At 70.0% G+C, this 24,392-nt stretch carries 23 protein-coding genes; 10 read left to right on the top strand and 13 right to left on the bottom strand.

The window, feature by feature from the left end; all coding sequences use genetic code 11:
* Positions 1–14: 14 nt before the first annotated feature.
* Positions 15–1,433 (bottom strand): Calx-beta domain-containing protein, encoded by a 1,419-nt coding sequence (locus tag QSG27_RS09435; RefSeq protein WP_306705453.1) that lies wholly within the window; start codon positions 1,431–1,433, stop codon positions 15–17.
* 254 nt (positions 1,434–1,687) lie between these two features.
* Between QSG27_RS09435 and QSG27_RS09430 the strand changes: the two genes are divergently transcribed.
* The 4 genes from QSG27_RS09430 (at position 1,688) to QSG27_RS09415 (ending at position 6,242) form a co-directional block, all read left to right on the top strand.
* A complete protein-coding gene (locus QSG27_RS09430) occupies positions 1,688–3,322 on the top strand; it encodes a tetratricopeptide repeat protein (protein WP_306705451.1) in 1,635 nt (544 codons plus the stop codon).
* 156 nt (positions 3,323–3,478) lie between these two features.
* Positions 3,479–4,498, top strand: a complete 1,020-nt coding sequence (locus QSG27_RS09425) for a hypothetical protein (protein WP_306705448.1) — start codon at positions 3,479–3,481, stop codon at positions 4,496–4,498.
* Positions 4,499–4,607: 109 nt separating this feature from the next.
* Complete coding sequence (locus tag QSG27_RS09420; RefSeq protein WP_306705446.1) at positions 4,608–5,921, top strand: MFS transporter; 1,314 nt, start codon at positions 4,608–4,610, stop codon at positions 5,919–5,921.
* A gap of 81 nt (positions 5,922–6,002) precedes the next feature.
* Complete coding sequence (locus tag QSG27_RS09415; protein WP_306705443.1) at positions 6,003–6,242, top strand: hypothetical protein; 240 nt, start codon at positions 6,003–6,005, stop codon at positions 6,240–6,242.
* A gap of 25 nt (positions 6,243–6,267) precedes the next feature.
* Here QSG27_RS09415 and purH read toward each other — a convergent pair whose 3' ends face one another.
* The 6 genes from purH to htpX form a co-directional block, all read right to left on the bottom strand.
* Positions 6,268–7,872 (bottom strand): bifunctional phosphoribosylaminoimidazolecarboxamide formyltransferase/IMP cyclohydrolase, encoded by a 1,605-nt coding sequence (gene purH, locus QSG27_RS09410; RefSeq protein ID WP_306705440.1) that lies wholly within the window; start codon positions 7,870–7,872, stop codon positions 6,268–6,270.
* A gap of 202 nt (positions 7,873–8,074) precedes the next feature.
* Positions 8,075–9,706 (bottom strand): heparinase II/III family protein, encoded by a 1,632-nt coding sequence (locus QSG27_RS09405; protein WP_306705438.1) that lies wholly within the window; start codon positions 9,704–9,706, stop codon positions 8,075–8,077.
* Between the two features lie 148 nt (positions 9,707–9,854).
* Positions 9,855–11,219 (bottom strand): transcription antitermination factor NusB, encoded by a 1,365-nt coding sequence (locus QSG27_RS09400; RefSeq protein ID WP_306705436.1) that lies wholly within the window; start codon positions 11,217–11,219, stop codon positions 9,855–9,857.
* Between the two features lie 86 nt (positions 11,220–11,305).
* Positions 11,306–12,040: a hypothetical protein gene (locus QSG27_RS09395; protein ID WP_306705434.1), complete on the bottom strand. Its 735-nt coding sequence runs from the start codon at positions 12,038–12,040 to the stop codon at positions 11,306–11,308.
* Between the two features lie 8 nt (positions 12,041–12,048).
* Complete coding sequence (locus QSG27_RS09390) at positions 12,049–12,981, bottom strand: DHH family phosphoesterase (RefSeq protein WP_306705433.1); 933 nt, start codon at positions 12,979–12,981, stop codon at positions 12,049–12,051.
* Between the two features lie 101 nt (positions 12,982–13,082).
* Complete coding sequence (gene htpX / locus QSG27_RS09385) at positions 13,083–13,973, bottom strand: zinc metalloprotease HtpX (RefSeq protein WP_306705430.1); 891 nt, start codon at positions 13,971–13,973, stop codon at positions 13,083–13,085.
* 159 nt (positions 13,974–14,132) lie between these two features.
* Here htpX and QSG27_RS09380 point away from each other — a divergent pair, with 159 nt between their 5' ends.
* Positions 14,133–14,330, top strand: a complete 198-nt coding sequence (locus tag QSG27_RS09380; RefSeq protein ID WP_306705428.1) for a DUF1674 domain-containing protein — start codon at positions 14,133–14,135, stop codon at positions 14,328–14,330.
* A gap of 215 nt (positions 14,331–14,545) precedes the next feature.
* On the opposite strand, the gene acs is transcribed toward QSG27_RS09380, so the two are convergent.
* Entirely contained in the window at positions 14,546–16,486 is a 1,941-nt protein-coding gene (gene acs / locus QSG27_RS09375; RefSeq protein ID WP_306705427.1) for an acetate--CoA ligase, read from the bottom strand.
* Positions 16,487–16,828: 342 nt separating this feature from the next.
* Here acs and QSG27_RS09370 point away from each other — a divergent pair, with 342 nt between their 5' ends.
* Positions 16,829–17,113 carry a hypothetical protein gene (locus tag QSG27_RS09370; RefSeq protein ID WP_306705425.1) on the top strand — a complete coding sequence of 95 codons (285 nt, stop codon included), beginning with the start codon at positions 16,829–16,831 and terminating at the stop codon, positions 17,111–17,113.
* A 45-nt stretch (positions 17,114–17,158) separates the two neighbouring features.
* Here the strand turns inward: QSG27_RS09370 and QSG27_RS09365 are convergent, their stop codons facing one another.
* The 5 genes from QSG27_RS09365 to tsaD all read right to left on the bottom strand — a co-directional run bounded on the left by QSG27_RS09365 (position 17,159) and on the right by tsaD (position 20,720).
* Positions 17,159–17,572, bottom strand: coding sequence for an EVE domain-containing protein (locus QSG27_RS09365; protein WP_306705423.1), 414 nt, complete (start codon positions 17,570–17,572; stop codon positions 17,159–17,161).
* Positions 17,573–17,588: 16 nt separating this feature from the next.
* Positions 17,589–17,873, bottom strand: coding sequence for a YciI family protein (locus QSG27_RS09360; protein ID WP_306705420.1), 285 nt, complete (start codon positions 17,871–17,873; stop codon positions 17,589–17,591).
* Positions 17,874–18,084: 211 nt separating this feature from the next.
* Complete coding sequence (locus QSG27_RS09355) at positions 18,085–19,095, bottom strand: NAD(P)H-dependent glycerol-3-phosphate dehydrogenase (RefSeq protein WP_306705418.1); 1,011 nt, start codon at positions 19,093–19,095, stop codon at positions 18,085–18,087.
* Between the two features lie 70 nt (positions 19,096–19,165).
* The gene (locus tag QSG27_RS09350; protein ID WP_306705416.1) at positions 19,166–19,633 is read right to left on the bottom strand and encodes a GNAT family N-acetyltransferase; all 468 of its coding nucleotides are present in this window, start codon (positions 19,631–19,633) and stop codon (positions 19,166–19,168) included.
* A gap of 13 nt (positions 19,634–19,646) precedes the next feature.
* Positions 19,647–20,720, bottom strand: a complete 1,074-nt coding sequence (gene tsaD, locus QSG27_RS09345) for a tRNA (adenosine(37)-N6)-threonylcarbamoyltransferase complex transferase subunit TsaD (protein WP_306705414.1) — start codon at positions 20,718–20,720, stop codon at positions 19,647–19,649.
* Positions 20,721–20,791: 71 nt separating this feature from the next.
* Between tsaD and QSG27_RS09340 the strand changes: the two genes are divergently transcribed.
* The 4 genes from QSG27_RS09340 to QSG27_RS09325 all read left to right on the top strand — a co-directional run.
* On the top strand, positions 20,792–21,658 hold the full coding sequence (locus QSG27_RS09340; RefSeq protein WP_306705412.1) for a class I SAM-dependent methyltransferase: 867 nt from the start codon (positions 20,792–20,794) through the stop codon (positions 21,656–21,658).
* A gap of 55 nt (positions 21,659–21,713) precedes the next feature.
* On the top strand, positions 21,714–22,652 hold the full coding sequence (gene hemC / locus QSG27_RS09335) for a hydroxymethylbilane synthase (RefSeq protein WP_306705410.1): 939 nt from the start codon (positions 21,714–21,716) through the stop codon (positions 22,650–22,652).
* Between the two features lie 13 nt (positions 22,653–22,665).
* Complete coding sequence (locus QSG27_RS09330) at positions 22,666–23,421, top strand: uroporphyrinogen-III synthase (RefSeq protein ID WP_306705407.1); 756 nt, start codon at positions 22,666–22,668, stop codon at positions 23,419–23,421.
* 61 nt (positions 23,422–23,482) lie between these two features.
* Positions 23,483–24,392 (top strand): carph-isopro domain-containing protein (locus QSG27_RS09325; protein ID WP_306705406.1); only part of this gene is annotated, 910 nt, incomplete at its 3' end.

Here is a 24,392-nt window from a genome sequence, read left to right as displayed (position 1 = left end):
GTGCGGGCGCCCGGTCAGGCGAGGGTGAAGGCGAGATAGCTGGAACCGTTCACCTGACCGGGCGTCACCAGGATCGCGCCGGAGGATTGGCCGGCGATGGTCAGGCTCATGTCGATGCCGCCGTTCGCGTCCAGGTCGATGTGGGCCGTGGCCCCTTTGGCGCCCTCGGCACCGGACATCTCCGCCCAGGTCAGCTTGGACACCCCTTCCGTCCAGCCCCAGGCGGTGACCCATTCGCCCTTTTCCAGATCGGTCACGGTGGACCATGTGGTGCCGCCGCCGCGCCCGTCGATGAAGAAGGTGTCGCCGCCCAAACCACCGACCAGCCAGTTCGATCCCGTGCCGCCGTCGAGCACGTCGTCCCCCAGCGCGCCGTCCACGGCGTCGTCGCCGCCCTGCGCGTTGATGAAGTCGGCGGCGTCCGAGCCCTTCATCGCCTCGCTGTCGTGCCCGCCGATGTGCATGTTCTTCAGCCAGCCCACCGGGCCGGAATAGGCGTCCATCTGGAATTCGCGGCTGGCGCCGTTGGACGTGAGGGCGAGGCGCGTTCCGGGATCGATGGCATCGTCGTTCTTGATGAGTCCCAACTCCGCTCTCGTGGGCAGGATGACCCCGCGCGGCGAATTGGTGACCGGGTTCGACAGCGTGACGGCGAAAGACTCATCCGCTTCACCCAGCCGATCACCGGTCACCGGGACGCTGATGATCTTGGAAAGCTCCCCTTCCGCGAAGTGGAGCGTGCCGGAAGGCAGCGCTCCCCCGAAGTCGGCGGCATCGGCCCCGTTGGGTCCGTAACCAGCGACCGACCAATCGACCGAAAAGGCATCGACGTTGGAATTGGTGCGGGCCACCGGAACGGTGAGGGTCTGGGTTCCAGCGTCACCCTCCTTTACGCTGATGGTCCCGGAATGCAATGCCGGGAAAAAAACGGAAATCGGGCTGTCGTCGTTGGTGATGCTTCCGATGGCCGAATTCGGAAAGGGCCGGCCGGCGACCCGGTTCAATGTGGGGATTGGACCGTTGTTTCCCGTCTGTGAATTGCCCTGAGGCGGGACGACCTTGTCGGCAAGCGCGGCGCCGACCGGATTGGCCAGCGTTACCATGAACTCCTCGGTGCGTTCCGCCTTCGCATCGCCCTGAACGTTGACCGTCAGGGTCTTCGTCGTCTCCCCCGGCGCGAAGGTCATGGTTCCCGACGGCATGGTCCCGCCGAAATCCTCGGCGTTGGGCTGGGTGGGATCGAAGACGAAGACGTCGATGTCCAAATACCAGGTAAACGATGACACCGTCCAATCGACCGCCGAAGCCCGGCTGGCGTCGCCGCTGCGGGTCACGGTGAAGTCGAAGGGCGTGGCGCCGCTGTCGCCCTCGCGGCCGCTCACCCGGGCGGGCGAGATCGCGATGATCGGCAGGGTGCTGTCGGTATCGGCCATGACGTGGCTCCGGCGGAACGGTCGGGGGCAGGCGCGCAGGCGGAGCCCGCTCGCCGGACTCTACCGGAAGGCCATCGAACGTCAACACAACACAACGAATGGGCGCGCTCCCCGCGGTGAGGGATTGCCACGCACACGAACGCCGGATCGCGCACGCGGGTCATGCCGCCACGCAAACTTGATCTGTAGCGGCTGGGGCTTTCCCGCTATGGTGCGGACATCGAAGGAATTCCCGCCCACCCGGAGCCGCCGCGATGACCGACACCCCGCCGACCCTGCACGACGCCATCCGCCTGCTGCGGGCGAACGATCTGGTCGGGGCGGAGGCGGCCTGCCGGGCGATCCTGGCGACGGACCCGCACAACGCGCAGGCGCTGCACCTGCTGGGCGTCGTCGCGGCCCACACCGGCCATCCGGACGGCGCGCTGGACCTCTTCGCCCACGCCATCGCGGAGGACGGCAAAGACCCGTCCTTCCACAACAGCCGCGGCAGCCTGCTCTTCCAGCTCGGCCGCGCGGCGGAGGCGGAGGAGGCGTTCCGCGCCGGCATCGCCCTCAACGCCCGCCTGCCGGAGCTTCACGGCAATCTGGGCAACGCGCTGAAGGCGCTGGGCCGTCTGGACGAGGCGGAGGGCGCCTTCCGCGCCGCCCTGGCGCTGCGCGGCGATGCGCCGGAGATGCACAATTTCCTGGGCACCACGCTGCGCGAGCTGGGCCGTCTGGACGAGGCGGAGGACGCCTTCCGCGCCGCGCTGGACCGGGCGCCGGAGTATCTGGAGGCCCGCTACAACCTTGCCGAGGCGCTGAGCACCCGCGGCGCGCTGGAGGAGGCGGAGGAGGCGTTCCGCGTGGTGATCGCGGCGGCGCCCCGCTTCGTCCCCGCCCATGTCGGTCTGGCCCACACGCTGCAGAGCCTCGACCGCGCCAACGAGGCGGTGGAGGCCATCGAGGCCGCCCGCGCCATCGCCCCGGACCATCCGCTGGTGCAATTCACCCGCCGGCTGATCCACTCGAACGCGGTGCCCGGCTGGCACCTGCCGATGATCAACGATTTCGAGCGCAACGACGCCTACGAGGCGGCCCTGAAGCGCGCGGTGACCCCGGACTCGCTGGTCCTGGAGATCGGCACCGGTTCGGGCATCGTCGCCATGATGGCCGCCCGCGCCGGGGCGAGGAAGGTGGTGACCTGCGAGGTGAACCCGATCCTGGCCCGCGTCGCCCGCGAGACCGTCGCCAAAAACGGCTACGCCGACCGCATCGACGTGGTGCCGAAGCTGTCCACCCGCCTGTCGGTGGGCGAGGGCGGCGACCTGCCGGAGAAGGCCGACGTCTTCGTGTCGGAACTCATCAACATCGGCATGCTGGCGCCGCGCATGCTGTCGGTGCTGCAGCACGCCCGCACCCATCTGGTGAAGCCCGGCGGCGCGATCATCCCGCGCGCCTCCACCGTCTACGCCATGCTGGTGGAGACGCCGGAGCTGGCCCGCATCAACCCGGTGAAGACCATCGGCGGCTTCGACATGTCGGCGTTCGACGTGTTCCGCTCTCCCGGCTATCAGCAGATCGACCTGGGCGCCGACATCCACACGCCGCTGTCGGAGCCCTTCACCGCCCTGGATTTCGACTTCACCCGCAACATGCCCGAGGAGGGCACGCGCGAGATCGCCGTGGAGATCACGGCGGAGGGCACCTGCCACGGCGTGGCCTTCTGGTTCGACCTGTTCATGGACGAGGAGGTCACCTACCGCTCCGAAAGCCGGGCGCGGACGAACCACTGGAAGCAGGCGATGACCTATCTCGACACGCCGATCCGCGTGCGCCCCGGCGACCGGCTGACCGTCGTCGCCCGCTACGACAACAACCAGATTTCCTTCGGCATCGGCGGCTGAACGCAAACCGGGACGGAGACGGGGGCACCGCTGCGACCTTTCGCCGGCCAGCGGAGATTGATCGAAATTTGACACAATCAACCTGGGCGTCATACTCTTGGCGTCAACGATCGGCGGCTTCGGCAGAATGCACGCTTTGACGACCGGGAGAACCCCATGTCGATTGCGGCGGCGAGCGCCTACACGTCCACGCTCAACCTCAAGGCGACGACGACCCTGGTGGCCGCCGACAAGGGAGCAGCCGCCAAATCGACCGGCGGGGAGCCCTTCCCGTCCTCCGCCTCCGGTTCGGCCGTCATCGTCAGCCTGTCCGTCCAGGCCCAGGCGGCCATGGCGACAAGCTCCGCCGCAAAGGCCGGCCCGGCCGGAGCCGGAACCGACGCCGCGGCCTCCCGCTACACCGCCTATTTCCCGACGCGCGACGGCAAGCCCGCGACGGCGCTGGCGAAGACCGTGTCCGATCCGGGGGCGGTGTCCAGTTCGGCGGGCCTGAGCGGGCTGGACGTCGCCAAGGACGCCCGCGCCCGCATGGACGCGCAGTACGCGGCCATGGAGGCGAGCGGCAAGCCCTTCGACATCAACAGCTTCGAAGGCAAGGACTGGTATTCCCTGATGGGCGATCTCGACCGCCGCTCGCTCTATGCGGTCCGAAGCAACGCCGGCGGCCAGTTCACCAAAGAGGAACAGGACATGGCGCAGTCCATCATGGTGCAGCAGCAGGGGCTGGCCATGGGACTCTACAGCGGTCCGATCAGCCAGGAGGGCAGCTTCGTCGATCCCTTCGCCGGCAACCACGCCGCGCGGATGAAGGCGGGCGTCAAATTCCTGGACGGGGTGGGCGGCGAGGAGAAGTCCTCGGTCGAATGGGCGACGAGCCGGGCGGCGGCGCAATTCTCGTACGAGACCCTCATGGAGCGCGAGGACGAGGCGGCGGAGAACCTGGACAGCGACAACCCGCTGGTGAAGCTCATCAAGGCGTCGATGGAAACCATGCGGAACGACCCGTCGCGCGGCATCACGCGCGATCTCATCCGGACGCCCGAGGATCTGAAGAATCAGGCGTGGTTCAAAGGGTTCGAGTCGCAACTCGACCAAGCCATCGAGCAGACGAAGGCGATGTACCGGTCCGATGACGAATCCGGCGATCAGGCGGGACCGGCCAGCACCGAAGCGTGAGCGTCCGGGGCGGCTCCGGACGGCGGCTCCGGACGGCGGCTCCGGTTGGTTTTCCCCGGCCGTTTGAATACAGTGGGCCATCTCCGTCCGCAGATGGCTCGTCCCAAGCATGACACACAGCGTCCAGCAGGCGCCGAGCCGCCGAGCCATCGCGTCCTGGTGCCTCTACGACTGGGCGAACTCGTCGTACAACACCATCGTCACCACCTTCATCTTCTCCGTCTACTTCGCCCGCGGCGTGGTCGGGGACGAGGTGGTCGGGGCCTCGCGCTGGAGCGCCGCACTGACCGTCGCCGGGCTGCTGATCGCCCTGCTCAGTCCGGTGCTGGGCGCCGTCGCCGACCGGACGGGGCGGCGCAAGCCCTGGATGGCGCTGTTCACCGGCCTGACCGTCCTGTTCTGCGCCGCCCTGTGGTGGGTGAAGCCCGACCCGTCCCACGCCCTGTTCGCCCTGGTCTGCGTGGTCGTCGGCACCGTCTCCTTCGAGCTGGCGAACGTCTTCTACAACGCCAGCCTGACCGCGCTGGCACCGCCGCGGATGCTCGGGCGGATTTCCGGCTGGGGCTGGGGCGTCGGCTATTTCGGCGGGCTGGCCTGTCTGGTGGTCGCCCTGTTCGTCTTCGTGAAGTCCCCCGCCCCGCTGTTCGGCCTGCTGGACACGGCGGAGCAGGCGCCGGTGCGCGCCACCGCGGTGCTGGCCGCCGCCTGGTACGGGCTGTTCGCCCTGCCCTTCTTCCTGTTCGTGCCGGACGTGCCGGCGACCGGGCTGGGCATCCGGCAGGCCGCGCGGGAGGGGATGGCGACGCTGCGCCGGACGCTGGCGGAGACGCGCAAATACCGCAACGCGCTGCGCTTCCTGATCGCCAGCGCGATCTACCGCGACGGCATCAACACCATCACGGCCTTCGGTGGCATCTTCGCCGCCCACGCCTTCGGCATGAGCTTCGAGGAGATCCTGATCTTCGCCATCGCGCTGAACGTGGTGGCCGGCGTCGGGGCCATCGGCTTCGCCTGGGTGGACGATCGGGCCGGCGCCAAGCCGACAATCCTTGTCAGCCTGATCGGCCTGACCATATTCGGGATACCGCTGCTGCTGGCGACGGAAAAGGCGTGGTTCTGGATTCTCGCGCTTGGGCTGGGCGCCTTCTTCGGGCCGGCGCAGGCGGCGGGCCGCTCCATGATGGCGCGGCTGGCCCCGCCGGACATGGCCGGGGAGATGTTCGGGCTCTACAGCCTGACCGGACGCATGGCCGGCTTCGTCGGGCCGCTGGCCTTCGGGCTTGCCACCGAAGCCTTCGGCAGCCAGCGGGCGGGCATGGCGAGCGTTGTGGCTTTCTTCGTGATCGGTTTTGGGCTTATGCTGACGGTTCGGGAGCCGGCACCGGGCGATGCGAATACGGTGCGACAGTCCGCCGCGGCATGACGGCGGATTCAACCGGCGGAAGCTGCTAACTTGCCTTTTGCTGCGACGCACAACGAACTTGGCGCGGAGGGCGGAACGGACATGTTGCACATCAAGGACATCGAGGCCTTCGCGCACATCAACGAGGCGCTGGCCCGCGACCACGCCGCGGCGCGTGGGGACGTCGACTCGGCGGGGCATCACCCGGCGATGCATCCGGCGATGCTCATCGCCATGGCGGCGACCGGGCGCCTGAAACCGGACGAGGGCGCGGACGGCACCCCGCAGCAAACCAACGCCGCCGCCGTGCTGGCGCGGCTGATGGGGGCGCGGCGGGGGTAGAGGCGCTTGGGGGGCGAGGACGTCCTCAGTGCCGGAAGTGCCGCATCCCCGTCAGCACCATCGCCAGGCCCTTCTCATCGGCGGCGGCGATGACGTCGTTGTCGCGGATCGAGCCGCCGGGCTGGATCACCGCCGTCACACCCGCTTCCGCCGCGGCCAGCAGGCCGTCCGCGAAGGGGAAGAAGGCGTCCGACGCGACCACCGAGCCCTTGGTCAACGGCTCGCTCAGGCCGGCGGCCTTGGCGGCCTCCGCGGACTTGATGGCGGCGATGCGGGCCGAATCGACGCGGCTCATCTGGCCGGCGCCGACGCCCACCGTGGCGCCGTTCCTGGCGTAGACGATGGCGTTCGACTTCACATGCTTGGCGACGCGGAAGGCGAACAGCAGGTCGGCCAGCTCCTGCTCCGTCGGGGCGCGCTTGGTCACCACCTTCAGGTCGTCAAGGGCGATCCGGCCGTTGTCGCGGTTCTGGAGGAGGAAGCCGCCCGAAAGCTGCTTCACCATCATCCCCGGCTCCGCCGGGTTCGGCACGTCCTTGGTCAGCAGGACGCGCAGGTTCTTCTTGGTGGCGAGCAGGGCGCGGGCCGCGTCGTCGGCGTCCGGGGCGATCACCACCTCGGCGAACAGCTTGGAGATCTCCTCCGCCGTGGCGGCGTCCAGCGGGCGGTTGACGGCGATGATGCCGCCGAAGGCGCTGACCGGATCGCACAGCAGGGCCTGCTTGTAGGCGTCCAGCAGGTTCGCCCCCTCGGCCACGCCGCAGGGGTTGGCGTGCTTGATGATCGCGACGGCGGGGCGCTCGAACTCGGCGACCAGCTCGAAGGCGGCGTCGGTGTCGTTCAGGTTGTTGTAGGACAGCTCCTTGCCCTGGAGCTGGATCGCCGTCGCGACACCCGGACGGGCCTCGCCGGTGACGTAGAAGGCCGCCTGCTGGTGCGGGTTCTCGCCGTAGCGCAGGGTCTGGCTGAGCTTGCCCGACAGGGTGGTGCGCGGCGGGAAGGTCTCGCCGAGCTGGCCGGCCAGCCAGGAGGAGATGGCCGCATCGTAGGAGGCCGTGCGGGCGTAGGCGCGCTGGGCCAGCGTCCGCCGCAGCTTCAGGGTGACGGCACCGTCATGGGTCGCCAGCTCGTCCAGGACCGCCTCGTAATCCTCGGGGTCGGTGACCACCGTCACGAAGTCGTGGTTCTTGGCCGCCGCGCGGATCATCGCCGGGCCGCCGATGTCGATGTTCTCCACGCAGTTGGCGTAGTCGGCGCCCTTCGACACCGTCGCCTCGAACGGGTAGAGGTTCACCACCACGAGGTCGATCGGCGGAATGTCGTGGGTGGCCATCGCCTCGGCGTGGATGTCGCGGCGGGCCAGGATGCCGCCGTGAACGCGCGGGTGCAGCGTCTTGACGCGCCCGTCCATGATCTCCGGGAAGCCGGTGTGGTCGGAGACCTCCTTCACCGGGATGCCGGCCTCGGCCAGCCGCTGGGCGGAGCCGCCGGTGGACAAGATCTCCACGCCCTTGGCCGCCAGCGCCTGGCCGAGCGCGACGAGGCCCGTCTTGTCGGACACGGAGATCAGTGCGCGCGTGATGCGGACGAGATCGGGGGCGGGCGAGTGGGCGACGTTCGGCGGGCTCATCGGGGCATCCTGGCTGTCATGGAACCGGCTGCGGCGGGCGGGGCTTGGGAAGACGGAACGTGAGGAATCGGAAAAGCGAAACACCCCGCTTCGTCACCCCCGCCCGGGCGGGGATCACGGTTGCAGGGCGAACACTCCACAGAGTCTCAAAACAGGCACCGATCCGTATTCCCACGGCCTGTCCGCCGCGGATGCGCGCGGTTTACCCCCCCTTGCGCTCGCGGCGCAAGGCCCATTTCACGGTCTTGATGTCGGGACCGGTATGCCCGGTGATGGCGATCTGGGTCGTCCGCCGCGGCTCGTCGCCGCTGCCCAGGTAAATGCTCTCCTCCAGCTCCAGCGTGCCGCCCGACGCGCGCAGCCGCCAGCCGGCCCCGCTGTGCAGCCGCAGAAGCACCTGCCCGCCCTGGATCGGCGTCGCCTGGACCGACGGGTGCAGGTGGAAGCGGATGGTGAAGGGCCGCGGCTCCGGCGTGGCGCCGATCACCGGCTCCAGCATGTCCTCGCCGCGCAGATCCTCGCCGTTCTCCGCCAGATAGACGCGGCGGCGGTGCAGATAGCCGAAGTTGCGGCTGTAGCCGTTGTGGGTGGCGACGACCAGCACCGCCCCGTCGTTCTCCTGCCGCTCGCAGCCGACGTGCGAGGGGCGGCGGCCCAGCCCGCCGTCCTCGACGACCTCCGACGAGTTGGTCTCGGCCAGCACGACGGTGGAATGGGCGGCGGTGCCGGCCAGGGCGGCGCGCCAGGGGCCGGTCTTCACCGGGTGGGCGCCGCAATTGACGATCAGCCGCTCTTTGCCGACCGACATCTCCAGCGACAGGGTGCCGGCATGGGCGGTGGCGTCCAGCCCGGTGACCGGCGGCACGCCGGTGTCCATCAGCACCATGGTGCGCCCGGCGATCAGCCGTTCGAAGCCGGTGTGCGGCGCGCTCTTCAGCGGGCGCCCGCGGGCGTCGGCCTGGGCCAGCACCGTGTCCACCAGCGCCGCGTCCTCCTCCCGCCCGCCGTTGAACAAAGCGAGGCCGCCGTCGCCGTGGCGGAAGAAGCGCAGGGCCGGGGTCATGCGGTCGATGGCGTGCTGCAACGCTTCCGGCACGTCGGCGCGGGCGGTGCGCAGGACCGACCGCAGGTCGATCAGGTCGCGCAGGATGCGGAGCTGCACCGAAGGGCAGCGCTCCACATGGCCGCCGTCCGGCAGGATCTGGCGCGGCAGCTCGCGCTCCAGCAGCTTCAGCGCGTCCTGGCCGGCGCGCTCGTTCTCCGGCAGGCAGAAGCCGCCATAGACGAGGCCCTTGACCGCGGTGACCAGCGCCTTGCCGTCCAGCGCGCCGGGCACCACGCGGGCCAGATGCTTGACCTGACGGGCGAGGCTGTCGAAGACGGCGGCGCGGAACTCGTCGTCGGCGGAGGCGCAATAGAAGTCGTGCAGGCCGATCCAGGTGGCGATGCGGGCGCCCAGAACCTCCGGCGCCCAGGTCTGGGCGTTCCAGCCGCCGTTGTGGTCCAGCCAGGACAGCACCAGCGCGCGGGCGCGCCGCCGCGCCGCGTCGCCGCCGACCGCCCGCAGGTCGCGCATCCATTCGAAGCCGTGCAGGGCGTCCTGCCAGGCCGTGCTGCCGGCCCGCCAGTTCGGCGCGCCGTGGGCGTCCGCCGCCGCGGACTGGCCGCCGAAGCGGAAGACCCCGGCCAGGATCGCCGAGCCCTCCCCGGCGTCGCCCGGCCAGGGGTCGGGCGGCACGATGGACAGGGCGGTCGGCGCGCGGCCGCCCAGCGTCAGCTTGTAGATCGGGTTGCCGAAGGCGATCTGCGCGACGCCGTCCCGCAAGCGGCCCATTTTCCCACGCCCGGCGCTCATCGGCTCACCCCGTCACACGGCAGGGCGAAGCGATGGCCGGTGCTTCGGTGAGGAAGGGCGGGCGATCGGGGGAAAGCATCCTGATGTCGTATCAAATTCGCCTCAACCCCCGCAAGCCGGTGGTGCCCTAATCGTGCAGCCGTCGCAGCCTTGCCACGAAGAACCCGTCGATGCCGCCGAGTCCGCCGAGCATGCCCGGAAGGGATCGTACCTCACCCCGCTCGTTGAGCAACTCGGCCAAATCGGCATCCCCCGCATTCCCGGAGCTTGGCCCGGAGCTTGGCCCGGAGCTTGGCCCGGAGCTTGGCCCGGAGCCCAGCTCACCCGGCTCGATGGGCAGCCGCTCGATTCGCGGGTCGCGGGCCAGGATGCGGTCGATCTGCGCCTCCCCCTCCTCCGGCTGGATGGAACAGGTGCAGTAGATCAGCGTGCCGCCGGGCTTCACCAGATCGACGGCGTGGGCCAGCAGCCGGCTTTGGGCCTTGGCCAGCTTGGCCACGTCCTCGGGCGTCTTGACGCGCAGGATGTCGGGATGGCGGCGGATCGCCCCCGTCGCGGAACAGGGGGCGTCCAGCAGCACGGCGTCGGCGGGCTGGTCCGGGGTCCAGGTGGCGGCGTCGGCCGCCAGCACCTCTGCCGTCAGGTTCAGGCGCGTCAGATTCTCCCGCACCCGCTCCAGCCGCTTGGCGGAGCGGTCCACCGCCGTCACCTGCGCCCCGTGCGCGACGAGCTGCGCGGTTTTGCCGCCGGGGGCGGCGCACAGGTCGTAGACGCGCTTGCCCGCCAGATCGCCGAACAGCTTGGCCGGCAGCGAGGCGGCGAGATCCTGCACCCACCATGCCCCTTCGGCAAAGCCCGGAAGCTCGGTGACGCCGCCGCCGGTGGGGCGGCGCAGCGTGCCGGTGGGCAGCAGCGTGGCCTCCAGCCGCTCCGCCCAGGCGGCGGGATCGGCCTTCACGGTGATGTCCAGCGGCGCCTCGTGCAGATGCGCCTCGACGATGCCGCGGGTGCGGGCGATGCCGTAAGCCTGCCGCCAGGCCAGCCACAGCCAGTCCGGCGTGTTCAGGCGCCCGGCGTCCTGCTGGGCGGCCAGTTCCACCCCCTCGCGCCCGATGCGGCGCAGGACGGCGTTGATCAGGCCCTTGTAGGGTTCCGCACCCTTGGCGGCGGCCAGCTCCACCGCCGTGTCCACGGCGGCGTGGGCGGGCGTGCCGAGGAAGACGAGCTGGGCCGCCCCCAGCCGCAGGATGTCGTGCACGGTGGCCTTGGGCAGGCCCGGCTTGGCGAGGCTGCCCTGGATCAGCGCGTCGAGCTGGCCGAGCCGGCGCAGCACGGTGGCGACCAGAAGCCGCACGAAGCCGCGGTCGCGCGGGTCGAGCCCCCGCAACTCGGGATGCGCGTCGAACGCATCGTCGAAGGGAATGGATTTGCGCAGCACATCGCGCAGAAGGTCGAGCGCGGCGGAGCGCGCGGCGAGGGAGGCGTCGGACATGCCGCTGGATGTAGCGCGCCGGACCGCGGGTGTCGAGAGCCGCCGCGCGGGGCAGAGCGGAATCGGACGCCCCTCAACGGGGCACCTCAGCGGGCCAGCGCGCCGCGGCGTCCGCCCTCGTGGTCGGGATAGGGGCCGACGTCCTCTACGACGAAGCAGGCCACGCCCCGCACCTCGCCCCGGCGCAGGATGAAGCGGTTGCCGTTGCCGGCCTTCATCGCCCACAAATCCGTGCCGTCCAGCGCGCCCAGTTCCAGCTCCGGCGGCACGGGGTCCTCCCCCAGCCGCTTCAGGAAACGGTCGGCGCGCACGCGGTCGTCCGGCGGCAGGCTGCGCGCCGCGCGGGCGTCGTAGCGGTCGCTTTTCACATAGCGGGTCCCCGCCCCCTGGATCGGGCTGGACGGCCCGCCGGGATCGGCGGCGGCGCGTTCGAGCATCAGCGCCCAGCGTGCGTCCCGCACGGCGGCCAGGGCGCGGCGGTGGATGGCCCGGCTGTGCCCGGCCAACTCGTGGAAGCGCGGCATCAGGTCGCGCTTGCGGAAGCCGACCTCCATCATGAAGCGCTCCACCGCTCCGTCCGCCGCCGCGCCGGAGGCGGGGATGCCGCGCGTTTCCAGCGCCAGCAGGGCGTCGATGCGCCGGTCGCGGTCCGCCGCGGCGGCGCCCTGCTTCAGCGCCTGTGCGAGCCGCTCCAGTGCCGCCTCGGCGCGGCGCTCGGCCTCCGCAATGCAGAGGAGCACCTCGTCGCGGGTGGCGGCGGGGGAAGCGGTGAGCCAGCCCCCGTCGAACAGAGGGGCGGTGTCGGGAAACAGATCCGGCAAGATGTCCGTCAGCCGTCCGCGCGCATGCGGGCGACGATCTCCTCCAGCGCCTGCCCGGCCTTGTCGTTGTCCACCTGGCAGGTGCCCGCGGCCTCGTGCCCGCCGCCGCCATACTCCAGCATCAGCGGGCCGATGTTGGTTTTGGAGCTGCGGTTGATGATCGACTTGCCGCAGGCCAGCACCGTGTTCTGCTGCTTCAGCCCCCACAGGACGTGGATCGACACGTTGGCTTCCGGATACATGGCGTAGATCATGAAGCGGTTGCCGGCGTAGATGATCTCCTCACGCCGCAGGTCGATGACCACGACGTTGCCCTGGATGCTGCTGCACTTGGCGAGCTGGTCGGAGAACATCGGTTCATGCTCGAAATACAGGTCCACCCGCTCCTTCACGTCGGGCAGGGCCAGGATCTCGGCGATGCTGTGGCTGCGGCAGTAGTCGATCAGCTCCATCATGAGCTGGTAGTTGGAAATCCGGAAGTCGCGGAAACGGCCGAGGCCCGTCCGCGCGTCCATGATGAAGTTCAGCAGGGTCCAGCCCTGCGGCCTCAGGATGTCCTCGATGCCGTACTGGGCCGAGTCGGCCTGATCGACCGCGGCCATCATCTCGTCGGAGATGGTCGGGAAGCGCTCCTTGCCGCCGTAGTAATTGTAGACCACGCGGGCGGCGGAGGGAGCGTCGGCCTCGATGATGTGGTTGTCGCGCTTGCCGACGCGGATCGTCTCCGACAGGTGGTGGTCGAAGGCCAGATGGACGCCGGGCACATAGGGCAGGTTGGTGGTGATGTCGCGGTCGGAGATCTCGACCTTGCCGTCCTGCATGTCCTTGGGATGCACGAACTTGATCTCGTCGAGGATGCCAAGCTCCTTCAGAAGCACGGCGCAGACCAGCCCGTCGAAGTCGGAGCGGGTGACGAGGCGGTATTTCGTGACGTCGGACATGCGTTTCCCCCTGATCGCCCCACAATGGGCAAGCAGGGGGAAGGTAGTCTTACGCCTTTCGTGGTGCAACCGGGAACCGCCGGGCCGGGTCACCCCGCCCTTCAGCCCCAGGGGCTGCGCGGCATGAAGGAGGCGCCGGCCATGCCGCGCAGGCGGCGGACCCGCTCCTCCATGTTCGGGTGGGTCGAGAACAGGCTGTCGAAGCTGCGCCCGTGCAGCGGGTTGGCGATGAACAGATGCGCCGTGGCCGGGTTCGACTCCGCCGCGTAGTTGGGGATCTGGTGGGCGTAGTTGTGGATGCGGGTCAGCGCGTCGGCCAGCCACAGCGGGCGCCCGCAGATCTCGGCGCCGATGCGGTCGGCCTCGTACTCGCGGGTGCGGCTGATCGCCATCTGCACGATCATCGCGGCGAAGGGCGCCAGGATGGCGACCAGGATGCCGCCGATCAGGCCCAGCGGGTTGCCGCTCTGCCCTTCCTGGCTGTTGCTCTGCGACGCGCCGAAGAACATGCCGAAGTTGGCGAGCATGGAGATGGCGCCCGCGATGGTCGCCGTGATGGTCATGATCAGCGTGTCGCGGTTCTTCACATGGGCCAGCTCATGCGCCATGACGCCGGCGATCTCCTCCGGGGTCAGCAGGCGCAGCAGGCCGGTCGTCGCGGCGACGGCGGCGTTCTCCGGGTTGCGCCCGGTGGCGAAGGCGTTGGGCTGGTCGTTCTCCATGATGTAGACGCGCGGCATGGGCAGGCCGGCGCGCTCGGCCAGTTGCTGGACGATGCCGTAATATTCGGGCGCGGTGTAGGCGTCGACCTCCCGCGCGCCGTACATGGACAGCACCATGTCGCCGGAATTCCAATAGCTGAACAGGTTCATGCCCAGCGCCACGACAAAGGCGATCATCATGCCGCCCTTGCCGCCGAGCAGATAGCCGATGCCCATGAACAGGGCGGTCAGGCCGGCGAGGAGGATGGTGGTCTTCACGTAGCTGGTCATGGCGATGTTCCGGGCGATCTTCTGGACGGCTTTGCTGTTGCTTGCGGTGATGGCTGGCCCTGCCGGGGCTTTCCGCCGGGCCTGTCTGGTGATATGGGCTTGGCGGAAGGCATCGTTCAAGATGGCCAAGCACCGCACCCCGATCCCGAGAGGACGGCCATGACCGAGACGAAGACCACCGGCGACGCGCCGGACACCGCCGCGAAGCCCGATACCGAGGCGGAAGCCACCGAAGCGAAAGCCGAAGACGCGGCCAAGGGACCCGAGCAGATGCCCGGCGAAATCGGCGGCCCGCAGGGGCCGGAGCCGACCCGCTTCGGCGATTGGGAGTTCAAGGGCCGCTGCTCCGACTTCTAAAGCGGATTGCGATCCGCTTTGGACCGCGACGGCGGTCCCGGTCGCCCATGCGACCGAAGCCCGCCGGCGAATGAGGCGATATGAGTCTATAGCGAACGGACGTTCGCTATAAGCGGCCCGATCGGGACGGTGTGGCCGATCGAAGCGGGGACCAAAACGAAACCGGGGGCCATGAAGGCCCCCGGTCCGTAGACAAGCTCCGATGAACGCCGCGGTCAGGCGTTGTTCATGCGGTTCTCGATCAGGTCGGTCACAACGGTCGGATCGGCCAGCGTCGAGGTGTCGCCCAGGCTGTCGTGCTCGTTCGCGGCGATCTTGCGCAGGATGCGGCGCATGATCTTGCCCGAACGGGTCTTCGGCAGGCCCGGCGACCACTGGATCAGGTCCGGCGAGGCGATCGGGCCGATCTCCTTGCGGACCCAGGCCACCAGCTCCTTGCGCAGCTCTTCCGTCGGCTGCTCGCCCGCGTTGAGCGTGACGTAGGCGTAGATGCCCTGGCCCTTCAGGTCGTGCGGGTAGCCCACGACGGCGGCCTCGGCCACCTTCGGGTGGGCGACCAGCGCGCTTTCCACTTCCGCCGTGCCCATGCGGTGGCCCGACACGTTGATCACGTCGTCCACGCGGCCGGTGATCCAGTAATAGCCGTCCGCGTCGCGGCGGCAGCCGTCACCGGTGAAGTAGTAGCCCGCGAAGGTCGAGAAGTAGGTCTGGACGAAGCGCTCGTGGTCGCCGAACACCGTGCGCATCTGGCCCGGCCAGCTGTCGGCGATGCACAGGTTGCCTTCCGTCTCGCCGTCCAGCTCCTTGCCGTCGTTGTCCACGACGACCGGCTTCACGCCGAAGAAGGGCTTCGTCGCGGAACCCGGCTTCTGGCCGATGGCGCCCGGCAGCGGGGTGATGAGAATGCCGCCGGTCTCGGTCTGCCACCAGGTGTCCACGATCGGGCAACGGCCCTCGCCGACCACGTTGTAGTACCAGAGCCAGGCTTCCGGGTTGATCGGCTCACCCACCGAACCGAGGATGCGCAGGCTGGAGCGGGAGGTGCTCTTCACCGGACCCTCACCCTCGCGCATCAGCGAGCGGATGGCGGTCGGGGCGGTGTAGAAGATGTTGACCTTGTGCTTGTCCACCACCTGCCAGAAGCGGGAGATGTCCGGATAGGTCGGCACGCCTTCGAACATCAGCGTGGTGGCACCGTTGGCCAGCGGGCCGTAGACGATGTAGCTGTGGCCGGTGACCCAGCCCACGTCCGCCGTGCACCAGTAGACCTCGCCGTCCTTGTAGTCGAAGACGTACTGGTGGGTCATCGACGCGTAGACGAGATAGCCGCCGGTGGTGTGCAGCACGCCCTTCGGCTTGCCGGTCGAACCGGAGGTGTAGAGGATGAACAGCGGGTCTTCCGCGCTCATCTCCTCCGGCGGGCAGTCGGCGGAGACCGACGCGATCTCCTCGTGGTACCAGAGGTCGCGGCCTTCGGTCCAGGCGACGTTGCCGCCGGTGTGCTTGACGACCAGGACGTGCCGGACGCCCGGCGCCGCGGCGACGGCCTTGTCGGCGTTGGCCTTCAGCGGAACCTTGCGGCCGCCGCGCAGACCTTCGTCGGAGGTGATGACGAAGTGGCTGTCGCAGTCGACGATGCGGTCCTTCAGGCTGTCCGGCGAGAAGCCGCCGAACACGATGGAGTGGATGGCGCCGACGCGCGCGCAGGCCAGCATGGCATAGGCGGCCTCGGGGATCATCGGCAGGTAGATGGTGACGCGGTCGCCCTTCTTGACGCCGTTCTTCTTCAGAACGTTGGCGAGGCGGCAAACCTGCTCGTGCAGTTCCTTGTAGGTGATGTGCTTGGAAACGCCCGGATCGTCGCCTTCGAAGATGATGGCGGTCTGGTCGCCGCGCGTCGCGAGGTGGCGGTCGATGCAGTTGGCGGAAACGTTCAGCGTGCCGTCGTAGAACCACTTGATGTGGACGTCGCCGGTGTAGCTGACGTCCTTCACCTTGGTGTACGGCTTGATCCAGTCGATGCGCTTGCCCTGCTCGCCCCAAAAAGCCTCGGGATCGCTGATCGACTGCTCGTACAGGCGGGCGTAGGCGGCTTCGTCCACATAAGCGGTCTTAGCGATTTCCGGCTTAACAGGAAAAAACGAATTGTCGGACATTGGCTCGCGATTCCCCCGTAGTGCTTCTGGTTACGCCCTGAAGGGCTGTTGGAGGGCGGCTGCCGGCCGCCCCTGTTGCCGGTCATTATCCACACAAGTTCCCGTCTCCACAAGCAGAACGGCTGATTGTCCGTCACCTCCATCGGGGCTTTCCGTTCCACTTTGTTGCAGCGCATCGCCCGTTCTTTTGAATTCACCCGCCCAGAACGCGGCGCGGCAGCGCGACTATTTGTCGCGCATAGCACCAAAGCATGACGTGGCGCTGGACAAAGCCGCTTAACCCGGCCTTAACCGCCCCACCGTCAGCATGCATGGCATTCACCGAATCAGCAGGGCAGCGGGATGGCCAGCACGACCAACGCGGACGGCACGACCAACGGCGGCACGCCCGGCGGCGGCGAACTCGCCGGACGCCTGTCGGACATGGGCAGCCGCACGAGCCTGATGGTGATCGACGCGGCGCTGCGCGCGGCGTCCCTGGCCGGTTCGTCCGATTCCGCCGCCCTGGCGCCTTTCGGGCAGGAGGCGGGCTTCGCCGGGGCCGCGGCGGAGATGCAGGCGCTGGCCCGGCGGATGCTTCAGGCCACGCAGGATTTCCAGGCGGTCATCCGCGAGCCGGCGGAATAAGCCGGCACCGCAAACGACCGCCCTTTAAAAAACGTCAGGCAGCCGTCACGCCTCGATCCCGGCCAGCGCGCAGACATGCGCCCATTCGGCGTCCGTCACCGGGCAGACCGACAGGCGCGACTGCCGCACCAGGGCCATGTTCTGAAGCAGCGGGTCGGCCTTCATCGTCTTCAGCGTGACCGGTGTCTTCACGGGCAGCAGAGCCCGCACGTCCACCATGCCGAAGCGGCCCGCCTCGTCGCTCGGGTCCGGGTAGTATTCCCGCGCGATCTCGACGACGCCGACCACCTCCAGCCCCTCGTTCGAGTGGTAGAAGAAGGCGCGGTCGCCGAGCTTCATGGCCTTCAGGTTGTTCGACGCCTGATGGTTGCGCACGCCGTCCCAATGGGTGGTGCCGTCGGCGACCATGCGCTCCCACGAATATTTGAAGGGCTCCGACTTCACGAGCCAGCGGGCCATCGCCGTCCGCCCCCGGTCAGGACTTCGGATAGACCCGGCGCCACGCCCGGATCTCGACGGTCTCGAACAGGCCGGCCTGGGCATAGGGGTCGTTGGCGGCGAACGCCTGCGCGGCGGCCTCGTCGGCGCACTCCACGATCAGCAGGCTGCCGGCCATGCCCTGGCCGTCGTCGGACAGCAGCGGGCCGGCGGCGAACAGGCGGTCGGCGTGCGCTTCCAGATAGGCCAGATGGGCGGGGCGGTTGTCGGCCCGCACCTGGGCGGCGCCGGCCTTGTCGGTGCAATGGAACATGTACAGCATGGGTGACTCTCCCGTTCGGTCGGGCGGGAGCCTAGCGCAGCCGGGTCCGCCGCGGAAGGTGCCGCGAACAGGGACGATTCACCACGAAGACACGAAGGCACAAAGAATCCCCGCCCTCCGACGTCATGCAGGCGATGCCGAAGCCCTTCGTGAAAATCTTTGTGCCTTCGTGTCTTTGTGGTGAAACCCCCGCCCCTCAAACTCCCGCCCCTCAGCGCCCTTCCTCGCGGAACGGACGCGACAGCAGCCCGTCGATGGTCGCGTCCAGCCCGGCGCCGCGGTTCAGAATGGCGTCCACCGCGCCGCAGATCGGCATGTCCACACCCTTCCGCCCCGCCAGCCCGACCACCGCGGCGGCGGTGTAGACGCCCTCCGCGACGGAGCGGCGCTCCGCCAGCACCTCGGCCAGCGTCCGCCCGGCGCCGAGCGCGGCCCCCAGCGACATGTTGCGCGATTGCAGGCTGGAGCAGGTCAGCGTCAGGTCGCCCAGCCCCGACAACCCCATCAGCGTCTCCGCCCGGCCGCCCAGCGCCAGCGCCAGCCGGGTGATCTCCGCCAGCCCGCGGGTGATCAGCGCCGCCCGCGCGTTGTCGCCCAGCCGGCGGCCTTCCACCACGCCGCAGGCGATGGCCAGCACGTTCTTCACCGCCCCGCCGATCTGCGAGCCCACCACGTCGTCGGACAGATAGGGGCGGAAGGTGCGGCTGCCCAGCGCCTCGACCAGCCGGGCGCCCAGCGCGGCGTCGGCGCAGGCCAGCGTCACCGCGGTCGGCAGGCCGCGCGCCACCTCCGCCGCGAAGGTCGGGCCGGACAGCACGGCCAGCGGGGTCCCCGCCGGCAGGGCGGCCTCCGCCGCCTCGCTCATCAGGGCGTGGCTGTCCAGCTCGACCCCCTTGGCGCAGATGACCACCGGGGTGCCCGCCCGCAGATGGCCGGCGAGGCTGGCGCAGGCGGTGCGCAGATGCTGGGCCGGGGTCACCAGAAGGATGGCGTCGCAGGCCGCGGCTTCCGCCAGATCGCCGGTGGCGCGCAGGTCGGCGGGCAGGATCACGCCCGGCAGATAATCGCGGTTCTCCCGCGCGCCGTTGACCGACTCGACCACCGCCGGCTCGCGCGCCCACAGCAGGGCCTCCCGTCCGGCGCGCAGGGCCGCCAGCGCCAGCGCCGTGCCCCAGGCTCCGCCACCGATCACGCCGATGCGCCGGAACTGCGTTGACGCCATGGATTGCCCCCCGTTCCAATGCTTTGGCCGACTGTTTAGGCGGAGCGCCCCCGCTCCGCAAGCCGGACGGTCACCCCTCGGGCGCCAGCAGCAGCTTCATCCCGACATGGCTCGCCCGGAAGCCCAGCCGCTCGTAGAAACGGTGCGCGTCGGTGCGCCGGGTCTGGCTGGTCAGTTGCAGCAGGACGCAGCCCTCGGCGCGGGCCAGCGCGATGGCATGGCGCATCATGGCGCTGCCGATTCCCTGGCCGCGCAGCGCGCTGTCCACCTTCACGGACTCCACCGTCGCCCGCGCGGCCCCCCGGCGGGCCAGCCCATGGGTGACGGTGAACTGGAAGCAGCCGACGATCCGCCCGTCCCGCTCCGCCAGCACGATGCGGTTGCCCGGCTGGGCCGCCATGCGGTCGAAGGCGGCCCAATAGAGCGGGTCCAGCGGTTCGCCGTAGACGTCGCCGCCCGTGGACAGGGCGTCGTCGGCGGTCAGCCGGACGATCTCCGGCACGTCCGCGCGCCCGGCGGTGCGGAAGGTCAGGGCCATGCCGGGGTCCCCCTCACGCCTTCACGCCGGACCCCACCCCGGCCTTGCCGATGGCGGGCTTCGCCGTGGGGTCGAGCGGCCAGCGCGGGCGCGGCGCGAAGTCCAGCGGATCGGTCTGGCCCAGCCGCAAGCGCTCGATCCCCGCCCAGGCGATCATCGCCGCGTTGTCGGTGCACAGCCGCAGCGGCGGCGCCACGAAGGGCATGCCCTCCCGGTCGGCCAGCCTTTGCAGGCGGGCGCGCAACGCCTTGTTCGCCGCCACGCCGCCGGCCACCACCAGGGCGCCGCCCTGCGGATGCAGATCCTTGAATTGGCGCATGGCGCGGGCGCAGCGGTCGGCCATCACCTCCGCCACCGTGTTCTGGAAGGCGGCGGCGAGGTCGGCCCGGTCCTCCACCGACAGCGGCCCGCCCAGCTCCTCGACATGGCGCCGCACGGCGGTCTTCAGGCCGGAGAAGGAGAAATCGCAGCCTGGACGCCCGACCATCGGTCGCGGCAGGTCGAAGCGGCCGGGATTGGTGGCCTGCGCCGCCGCCTTCTCCAGCAGCGGCCCGCCGGGATAGCCGAGGCCGAGCAGCTTGGCCGTCTTGTCGAACGCCTCCCCCACCGCGTCGTCGATGGTGGTGCCCAGCCGCCGGTACCGGCCCACCCCCTCCACCACCAGAAGCTGGCAATGGCCGCCCGACACCAGAAGCAGCAGATAGGGGAAGGGCACGTCGTCGGTCAGCCGGGCGGTCAGCGCGTGGCCTTCCAGATGGTTCACCGCGACGAAGGGCAGACCGCGCGCCGCGGCGATGGCCTTGGCGGTCATCACCCCGACGATCACCCCGCCGATCAGCCCCGGCCCGCCGGTGGCCGCCACGGCGTCGATGTCGCCGAGGCCCAGCCCGGATTCCTCCAGGGCGCGGCGGATCAGCCCGTCCAGATGCTCCAGATGGGCACGCGCGGCGATTTCCGGAACCACCCCGCCATAGGGCGTGTGGTCGTCCAGCTGCGAGAGCACCACGTCGGCGCGGATCTCCCGCGCGTCGGTGACGATGGCCGCCGCCGTCTCGTCGCAGCTCGTTTCGATTCCAAGAACGATCATGGCCGTCAAACTAGCCGTCTCCGTCGCTCTGGTATAGGGTCTTGGCCCGGATTCCCAGGGTTTTGCCCTCCATGAACAAAGACGTTCCCGGCGACGACGCCAGCATCCTCTATTACGATGGCGACTACCCGTCGCTGGAGATCGGGGAGGCGCGGGCGGAGCACGCCGCGACGCTGGCCCGCCTCGGCATGCTGGGCGACGTGCCCTTCTACCGGGAGCGCGCCGACGAATCCGGCGGCCCGGTTCTGGAGATCGGCTGCGGCACCGGGCGCCTGACCATTCCGCTGGCCCGCGCCGGGCACGAGGTGTGGGCGGTGGACGTTTCCGCCGCCATGCTCGACCAGCTCCGCGCCAAGCTGGCGCGCGAGGCGCCGGAGGTGCAGGCCCGCGTCCATGTGGTGCAGCAGGACGCCACGGCGCTGGATCTGCCGGTGCGGGATTTCCGGCTCGCCGCCATTCCCTTCAACGTGCTGATGCTGATCCCCGACCTGCCGGCGGAGCGGGCGGCTCTGGCCGCCGCCGCGGCGCATCTGGCGCCGGGCGGCACGCTGGCGCTGGACGTGATGAACCCGCTCACCCTGTCCCTCGACGCCGAGACCAAGCCCAGCCCGTCGGAGCCGCGGCGCAGCCCGCGCAGCGGCAACCGCTACATCCGCAACACGCTGGCCTCCCGCCTGGACGAGCGGCAGTGCCAGCGGATTTACGGCTGGTACGACGAGCTTCTGGCGGACGGCAAGATCGCGGTGACCGAATACGGCTTCGTCTGGCGGATGATCTTCCGCTACGAGCTGGAGCTGATGCTGGAAACCACCGGGTTCACGATCGAACGGCTGGCCGGCGATTTCGAGGACGCTCCCTGGACCGTGGACAGCCGCCGCATGGTGGTCACGGCGCGCCGCGCCGCCCCCTCCGTCAAAGACTTGTTCACCAAAGAGTAGCACGCCCGTCACCAGGGCTTGCAAACCGCGGCGGATCGCCTAGAACACTGGCCTCATGACCCTCAACCGCACCCAACCGCTCCGCATCGGCACGCGCGGCAGCCCGCTGGCGCTGGCGCAGGCCCACGAGACCCGCGACCGGCTGATCGCGGCGCACCCGCATCTGGCCGCCCCCGGCGCCATCGAGATCGTCGTCTTCAAGACGACCGGCGACCGCATCCTGGACCGCACGCTGGCCGAGGCCGGCGGCAAGGGCCTGTTCACGAAGGAACTGGAGGACGCGCTGCTGGACGGCCGCACCGACCTCGCGGTCCATTCGATGAAGGACGTGCCGACCTGGCTGCCGGAGGGGCTGGAGATTGCCACGCTCCTGCCGCGCGAGGACACGCGCGACGCCTTCTTCTCGCGCGGCGGCCACACGGTGGACACGCTGCCCGCCGGCTCCGTCGTCGGCACCGCGGGCTTGCGCCGGCAGGCCCAGATCCTGGAACGGCGGCCCGACCTCAAGGTCGTGCCTTTCCGCGGCAACGTGCAGACCCGCCTCGCCAAGCTCGACGCCGGGGAGGTGGACGCCACCCTGCTGGCGCTCGCCGGGCTGCGCCGGCTGGGCCTGACCGACCGCATCACCGCCGTGCTGGAGCATGAGGAGATGCTGCCCGCCGTCGCCCAGGGCGCCATCGGCATCGAGATCCGCAGCAGCGACGACGCCACCCGCGCCCTGCTCGCCCCGCTGAACTGCGCCGGCACGGCGGCCCGCGTCACGGCGGAGCGCGCCCTGCTCGCCATGCTGGACGGCTCCTGCCGCACGCCCATCGCGGCGCTGTCCACGCTGGACGGCGACCGGCTGCATCTGAAGGCCAAGGTGCTGTCCAACGACGGGCGGCAGGTCTTCCGGGCGGAGCGCAGGGGCCTTGCCGGCGACGCCGCGGCGATCGGCGCCGACGCCGGGGCGGAGATCAAGGCGGTCCTGCCGCCCGGCTTCTTCCAGGCGTAAAGGGCCGCCCGCGATGGGAGGGCCGAACATCCTGGTCACCCGTCCGGCGGAGGATTCCGAGCCTCTGGCCGCGCGCCTGCGCGGCCTGGGGTTCCGCGTCTCGCTGGAACCGATGCTGGAGATCCGCTGGCTGGACGGGCCGGAGCCGGACGTCGGGAACGTACAGGCCCTTCTCTTCACCAGCGCGAACGGCGTACGGGGTTACGCCAGACGTACGAGCCGGCGCGACCGTCCGGCCTATGCGGTCGGCGACGCCACTGCCACCGCCGCGCGGGAGGCCGGATTCGCACAGGTCGAGAGCGCGTCCGGCGACGTGTACGCGCTGGCCGCCCTGGTGCGCGGACGCTGCACCGCAACCGCCGGTCCGCTACTTCATGTCGCAGGAACCAAGCTCGCGGGGGATCTGTCGGGCCTGCTGGCGGAGGCCGGTTTTTCCGTCCTGCGGGAAACGCTGTACGACGCCGTTCCGACCGAACGCCTGTCGGACGGCACCGCCGCGGCGCTGCGTACGGGAACACTGGACGCGGTGTTGTTTTTCTCTCCCCGTACCGCCCGTTCGTTTGTTAGGCTTGTCGCCGAGGCCGGGCTGATCGACCGCTGTCGTACAGTGGACGCGCTCTGCCTCAGCCCCGCGGTCGCGGAGGCCGCCCGCACGTACGGTGAACTGGGAGTGACACCGTGGCAGAGCGTACGGGTGGCGCCACGGCCGGAGCAGGAGTCGCTGCTCGGCCTGCTGCCGGACCCCTCCGGCGGCACGGGCCGGGCTTGAGCGCATCCGCTTGGGGGCTTTGTGGCGTTCGTCGAGAACAACTGCGACCAGAAGGCACCCAATGACCCCTCGCCCAGGCTCCGAACACGAGGCTGACCCGAACGGCCACACGCCGTCCGACCAGAACCAGGCTTCCTCCGGCGGCCCCGCCGTCGAACGCATCATCGAACGCTTCGGCGGCATCCGCCCCATGGCGCACAAGCTGGACATCCCGGTCACCACGGTGCAGGGCTGGAAGAAGCGCGGCGCCATCCCGCTGGCCCGCCACGCCGATCTGCGCGCCTCCGCCGCCAAGCACCGGATCAAGCTGAGCGAAGCCGACCTGGAAGCCGCCACGCCGAGCGAGGACCGCAACGCCCCCGACGCCGCCGATTCGGTGACGCCGCTGCCGCCCGACGCCGTCATCGTCGCCTCCGCCGCTCCCCTCCCGGAGGGCGCCGAGCCCGCCAAGGCCGAGGCCGAGAAGACCGAATCCGGGATCACCGAGCCCGGGACGACCGGGGACACGCCGCCGGGCGGCGGTCCCCTGGTCTCTACGGATCTGCCGCCCGCCACCCTGCCGCCCGCCGCCGACACCCTGCCGGGCGCCGCGGCCGGTGAGGTGAAGGCCGAGGAAGCCAAGGCCGAGGAAACCAGGATCGACGAGATCAAGGCGGAAGAGGTCAAGGCGGAGGACGCCAAGACTGAAGGCACCAAGGCCGACGACATCAGGAGCGACGCACCGAAGAGCGAGCCGCCGCCCCCGGTGGAACCCGCCAAGCCCGCCTACGGCACCGCCTCCACCACGTCCTCCTACGAGCCGCCCCGTTACGAGGCTCCGCGGGAGGAGCGCCGCTCCGGTGCCGGTTTCGCCACCGCCGTGTCGCTGGTCGCCCTTCTGGTCGGCGCCGCCGCCCTGTCGCAGCCCTGGTGGGGTCCGCGCGTTCCGGGCTGGCCCGCCGCCGGACCCGCCGGTACCGCCGCCCCGGCGC

This window comes from Azospirillum isscasi (assembly GCF_030849505.1).
Taxonomy (GTDB): Bacteria; Pseudomonadota; Alphaproteobacteria; order Azospirillales; family Azospirillaceae; genus Azospirillum; species Azospirillum isscasi.
The sequence above is the reverse complement of the archived record's forward strand: the minus strand, read 5'-3'. Positions and strand labels throughout refer to the sequence as shown.